Genomic DNA, 6000 nt, shown 5'->3' with positions numbered 1-6000 from the left:
CCCGCTTCTACTTGTACCTCCTTCCCTAGCCCCTAGCCCCTAGCCCATAACCCCTTCTTCTTCCCCTAGCCCCTAGCCCCTAGCCCCTAGCCCCTTCTTCTATGTCCTCAGAACCTTCTAAAGAGCGGTTGCCCTTTGAACCGGCTAAAAAAACGAAAAAAAAGCCTAAAGCCCCCCCAGAAACGCAGGTAAAGGCCGCTGAGGACACAAAGCAGCCCTTAACCTCACAGGCATCAATGTCGATTCCAGATGTGGTCAGCAAACGCATGATCCGCCGCATGGCACTATTATGCGGCGTACCTACAGCAGCCGGAATTTCAACGTTTATTGCCAGTTATTTAGTTGTGAGTAAGGGCTGGTTGGCTTTACCAAACTCAGTGGTTGTACTTTTGAGCATGGGCTGTTTCGGTTTAGGGGTTTTAGGGCTGAGTTACGGTGTCCTCTCTGCATCTTGGGATGAAGAAAATCCGGGTAGCATCATTGGTTGGGAAGAATTCAATACCAATTTTGGACGGATGCGGGCGGCGTGGCGATCGGCAAAGCCAAAAAGTTAATTGTTAACGGTTAACTGTTAACGGTTAACTGTTAACTGTTTAACTGTTAACCAATTACCAACGAACAAAAATGATTATTGTGATGAAGGCCGGCACTCCAGAGGTCGAAATTGACAAGCTTAATGAAGAATTAACCACAACTTGGGGTCTGACTCCAGAAAAAATTGTCGGGCGTTATAAGGTTGTGATCGGTCTGGTCGGCGATACTGTTGAACTGGAACCGCTGCAATTGCGGGAAATGAGCTCTTGGATTGAGGAAGTGTTGCGGGTAGAACGTCCTTATAAACGGGCTTCTCTGGAGTACCGCCAGGGTGAACCGAGTGAGGTGTTGGTGTCTACTCCCGCAGGAACCGTACCCATTGGCTTACATCACCCGCTGACGATCGTGGCTGGGCCTTGTTCGGTGGAAAATGAGGAGATGATCGTTGAGACAGCGATGCGGGTCAAAGCTGCTGGTGCTCATTTTCTACGCGGTGGTGCTTATAAGCCTCGGACTTCGCCTTATGCGTTCCAAGGACACGGCGAAAGTGCTCTGGGACTGTTGGCGGCGGCGCGGGAAGCTAGCGGTTTAGGGATTATTACGGAAGTAATGGATGCGGCTGATTTGGATGCGATCGAGGAAGTAGCCGATGTGATCCAAGTGGGTGCCCGAAATATGCAGAATTTCTCGCTGTTGAAGAAGGTAGGGGCGCGGAATAAACCTGTGCTGCTGAAGCGGGGGATGTCGGCGACGATTGAAGAATGGCTGATGGCGGCTGAGTATATTTTGGCTGCTGGTAATCCTGATGTGATTTTGTGCGAACGGGGTATTCGGACGTTTGACCGCCAGTATGCGCGGAATACGTTGGATTTGTCGGTGATTCCGGTGTTGCGGGGGCTGACACATTTGCCGATTATGATCGATCCTAGTCACGGGACTGGTTTGGCGGAGTATGTGCCCTCGATGGCGATGGCTGCGATCGCGGCTGGTACAGATTCGTTGATGATTGAAGTACACCCGAATCCGAAGAAGGCGTTATCCGATGGGCCGCAATCTTTGACACCAGATCAGTTCGATCAATTGGTGGGTGAGTTGGCTGTCATTGGTAAAGTAATGAATCGTTGGCCAAAGCCTGTGCCTGTGTTGGCTTAGGTTGTAAGTGTCAGTAAATAAGAGGTAGGTTGGGTGGAACATAGTGAAACCCAACCTACTTTTTTGTTGATTAGTAAATAATGTATAATTTAGACTAAACAATTGAGGTAATTTAACCATGACTCAAATAACTCAAATAAGCCCCAATGAACAGGAGATAATTGTCCAATTAAGGACTCTATCTCCTGAACACCAACGGGCGGTAATGGATTTAATTGCCGCCTTGCAAGTACCAGCCGCAAAATCCCAGGAATATCAACCAGAATCAGAGCGTAATAATGCCAATATTAATATTAGCCTCGATCAGGTATTAGGCAAATCTGACTTAACTTTTGAACATGAAGGTCAGGTAATTTATCCCCTAATTGCAGAAGCATTTAATCATGGTAAAACAGTAATTTTATCTTTCCAAAATATTAAGCGAATTACTTGGTCATTTATTACTAAGGCTATCGGTCAGTTGTATGAGCATTTTCCTGAATCCCAGATACAATCTTGTTTGCATCTAGTGGATATTACCGAAAAGGATTTGGAATTTGTTAATCATATTATTCAAATCAAAAAGGATTATTTACGAGATCCCGAAACTTTGAATCGACAGCTTACTCCTGAAGAGTTAGAAAAACTCCGGCGTGAAAATCCCGATAATCACATATTTCAAATAGTGGGTATGTTTAAAGACGATCCAACTTTTGATGATATGTTGGCTTATATTGCTGAGTATCGTCGCGAATTAGATGAGGAGTATTTTCGACAACTTGATGAGGGGGTAGAAATACATTAATGCTAAGAATATTAGATACCGATCATGTTTCTTTGTTGGAGAGAGAGCAACCTTTAATAGTTGAACGATTCAATAGATATCCTGTGGGAAAAACAGTAATAACAGTAATTACTTGGGAAGAACAAATGCGTGGTCGCCTGAATGTAATTAGACAGGCTACTTCTTCTGAGCAAAGAATATCAGCTTATACTAGGCTAGGTTCTACTATTCGTTTTTTGCAGGATTTTCCCATAATTAACTTTGACACAATTGCGGATAACTATTATTTGGAATTACAACGTCAAAAAGTTAGAATTGGTACTCAAGATTTAAGGATAGCATCGATAGCCCTCTCTTGTAATGCCGTTGTAGTCACACGCAATCAAAGAGATTTTGCTAAAGTGCCTAATTTGATATTAGAAGATTGGACTGTAGCTTAAACAGGAATTACGCTAATTAATGCAATATCGCTCACTACCTTTACCAGATAATCATAGGTGATAAAGTTAAACGTAGAGAAATTTTTGAGCCGATTTCTCTGTTTTAAAAATTTTTATCGTTAACTATATAATTAAAATAATGTTAGATACAGGTGGCTAAGTTATAAAACATGGTGGATCTAGAACGTAATAAAATCGAGAATGATTATGCAAGAGGAATTAGAGATTTCTCGAATAGAGACCTGAGTGGGGCAAACCTTTCACGTTTAAACCTCAAAGAGGCAAATCTCAACTGGGCAAAGCTCGAAGGGGCAAAGCTCGAAGGGGCAAAGCTCGAAGGGGCAGACCTTTTCAAGGCAAACCTCCAATGGGCAAACCTCCAAGGAGCTAATCTCCAAGGGGCAGACCTCCAATGGGCAAACCTCCAAGGAGCTAATCTCCAAGGGGCAGACCTCCAAGGGGCAAACCTCCAAGGACAATATCTCCAAGGGGCAAACCTCGAAGGGGCAAACCTCGAAGGGGCAAACCTCAAAGGACAATATCTCCAATCGGGATTGCTCAAAGTGGCAAAGCTCGAAGGGGCAAATCTCCAAAGGGCAAACCTCCAAGGACAATATCTCCAAGGGGCAAACCTCAAAGGGGCAAACCTCAAAGAGGCAAACCTTAAAGGGGCAAACCTTAAAGGGGCAAACCTTGAAGGGGCAGACCTCAAATGCGTATGGACATACCTCGAAGGGGCAAACCTCGAAGAGGTAAACCTTTCAGGGGCAAACCTCGAAGGGGCAAACCTCGAAGGGGCAAACCTCAAAGGGGTAAACCTCTATGGCGTAAACCTTGAAAGCGCAAACTTCAAAGGGGCAAACCTCATAGGGGCAAGCCTTTCAGGGGCAGATCGGATATGGGCGGCAAACTTTGAAAGTGCAAACCTTTCAGGGGCAAACCTCAAAGCGGCATACCTCGAAGGGGCAAACCTCGAAGGAGCAAACCTCGAAGGAGCAAACCTCCCATGGGCAAACCTCGAAGGAGCAAACCTTAAAAAGGCAAACCTTAAAAATGTAAAACTCCAAAGCTTAAAACTCCAAGAGGCAAACCTTTCAGGGGCAAACCTCCAATGGGCAAACCTTAAAAAGGCAAAACTCCAAGGGGCAAACCTTTCAGGGGCAAACCTCCAATGGGCAAACCTCAAAAGGGCAAACCTTTCAGGGGCAAACCTTGAAAATGCTATAGCCAATGAAGAAACTATATTTCCCGAAAACTTTGATCCTTTAGCAGCAGGAGTTCGCGATATTACAGAAGATTCCCAAACTGAAGAGATTAACTCAGAGGTCGCTCTAAAATTACCAGAGATTAATAACCCTGAACTGCCAAATCTTAATCAAGAACAACCGCCATCTTTAAACAAAAGCGTCCCAGAAATTGTTACTGAAATCACTGCTAAGGAAGAAACTCCGAAAATTACCCATGTCATTCAGCAGCCTATTAATCCTAAAGTTGACGAACTTGCTCAAGCTTATCAACAACTGGAATCTCAAGAAGACTTCACACCAAAAAGTCTAAAAAAAGCTCAAGAGCGAATCACCATATCAATTGCTCGCAGACAAGGACAATATCAGTTTCGCCAATATTTACTCCTAGCTTATAACTATCACTGTGCTATCACCGGATGCGATGCAGTCGAAGCTTTAGAAGCTGCCCACATTATCCCGTACATTGAAACAGAAAACAATCACCCCTCCAATGGGTTACTATTGCGGGCAGATATTCATACCCTTTTTGACCTCAACCTGATTACAATCAACCCTGTAACAATGACAGTACAGATTGCCCCCAGCTTAGGTCAAAGCTACTACAAAGAATTTCACGGAAAATCGCTACAACTTCCCGTCAATCAAACTAATTGGCCAAAAGTTGAATATCTTAAATGGCGGTGTGACCAGTGCGAGTGGTACTGCAAAAGTCAATAATTCAAAAATTATCCCTCATTTAAGTATCGGGATGATGAAGTTTATTCTCAGCCATCAAAGCTTCAAGCTGCCGATCTACACTCTTAAGCAACTGTTCTAAAGCGGAAATATCTACAGGCATAGTAGCAAGACGAGTGCGATCGCGAATTTGATTCACCTTCCGCTGAAGCTGTTCCGCCAGCCGTAAGGCATCCCGATTCAAATTAGATAACTGTTGCTGTTGATAAAACCTCAAAGCTGCTCCCCGCAAAACCTGAAGCGTCGCTTCCTCTCCGTAATTCCCAGGCATCACTCGCAACCGCAAGAGCAAATGACTTTGCTTGTAAACTCGTTCAATCTCCACCTGTTGAGGTGCTTCCAGCGGAATTAAAGGCAATTGAGTCAACAGCTTTAACTCATTAATTACCCCTTGAAATATATTTCCATCTAAACCTTCCAATACTGATTTTAAAACCCCATCCTGACTCCATAAAATCTTACCTTGGAATTGCTGCCGCTCAAAAAATAGTCGGCCAATTCCCTTCTCTAAAACTCTAGCTAATAATTCTGGTAATAACTGTTTTGGTGGCAAAGTAGCCAGAATTTCAACGGGACTGGATAAATATAAAGCTTGCACATCTAAAACATCCAGCGTCTCCGATTCTGAAACCTCAGATCTACTCGGTTTAGCTATTGCAGGTGCGGATGTTTCACTTGTCCGAGTTGGAGGTTTGTACCCATCAACACGCTCCTGAACTGACACAATGAGAGTGGAATCATCAGCGACAGTTTCAGTAGCATTCTGAGCAGTTCTGACAGTTGTTCCCTCTTGACTTCCCTTTGTTGTTGCTTCCTGTGGCTGGCTGGTGTGGAACAAGTAAGCCGAAAGCATCGATCGCTGAGCTTCAGAGGAAATTGGCTGTGTCACCACTGAGCAATTCATGTAAGCTAAAATTCGGCGCACGTAGTCTAAGGCTAAGTCATCTTGCGGATCGACAATGCCCAGTTTAAAAATGCTACCTTCTAGGGAGAGAGGCAGAACTTGATAGTAGAGGCAGGCTTCAAAAGGCAGAACGGTATCAATCAGGTAAAATACCTGATCGGAAGCCATTTCAGCAGCCCAGTCAGTTTGAGTTTTGGATAGCATTAGCCCATTGGTGTCTTGGAC

The 6000-nt window shown here is 44.3% G+C and carries 6 protein-coding genes; 5 read left to right on the top strand and 1 reads right to left on the bottom strand.

Translation table 11 applies throughout. From position 1 onward, the window contains the following. The first annotated feature begins 101 nt into the window (after positions 1-101). From PY364_RS03025 to PY364_RS03005, 5 genes are all read left to right on the top strand, one after another. Positions 102-554, top strand: coding sequence for a PAM68 family protein (locus PY364_RS03025; RefSeq protein ID WP_275520439.1), 453 nt, complete (start codon positions 102-104; stop codon positions 552-554). Between the two features lie 70 nt (positions 555-624). Further along, positions 625-1686: a 3-deoxy-7-phosphoheptulonate synthase gene (aroF, locus tag PY364_RS03020; protein ID WP_275520437.1), complete on the top strand. Its 1062-nt coding sequence runs from the start codon at positions 625-627 to the stop codon at positions 1684-1686. A gap of 118 nt (positions 1687-1804) precedes the next feature. Next, positions 1805-2470, top strand: coding sequence for an STAS-like domain-containing protein (locus PY364_RS03015; protein WP_275520435.1), 666 nt, complete (start codon positions 1805-1807; stop codon positions 2468-2470). Continuing rightward, complete coding sequence (locus tag PY364_RS03010) at positions 2470-2889, top strand: type II toxin-antitoxin system VapC family toxin (RefSeq protein ID WP_275520433.1); 420 nt, start codon at positions 2470-2472, stop codon at positions 2887-2889. The genes PY364_RS03015 and PY364_RS03010 overlap by 1 nt, the downstream gene beginning before the upstream one ends. Before the next feature lie 170 nt (positions 2890-3059). Continuing rightward, positions 3060-4853 carry a pentapeptide repeat-containing protein gene (locus PY364_RS03005; protein WP_275520430.1) on the top strand — a complete coding sequence of 598 codons (1794 nt, stop codon included), beginning with the start codon at positions 3060-3062 and terminating at the stop codon, positions 4851-4853. A 19-nt stretch (positions 4854-4872) separates the two neighbouring features. On the opposite strand, the gene PY364_RS03000 is transcribed toward PY364_RS03005, so the two are convergent. After that, positions 4873-5979, bottom strand: coding sequence for a hypothetical protein (locus tag PY364_RS03000; RefSeq protein ID WP_275520443.1), 1107 nt, complete (start codon positions 5977-5979; stop codon positions 4873-4875). Positions 5980-6000 lie beyond the last annotated feature (21 nt).

This window comes from Kamptonema sp. UHCC 0994 (genome assembly GCF_029167235.1).
Lineage (GTDB): Bacteria > Cyanobacteriota > Cyanobacteriia > Cyanobacteriales > Microcoleaceae > Kamptonema.
The sequence above is the reverse complement of the archived record's forward strand: the minus strand, read 5'-3'. Positions and strand labels throughout refer to the sequence as shown.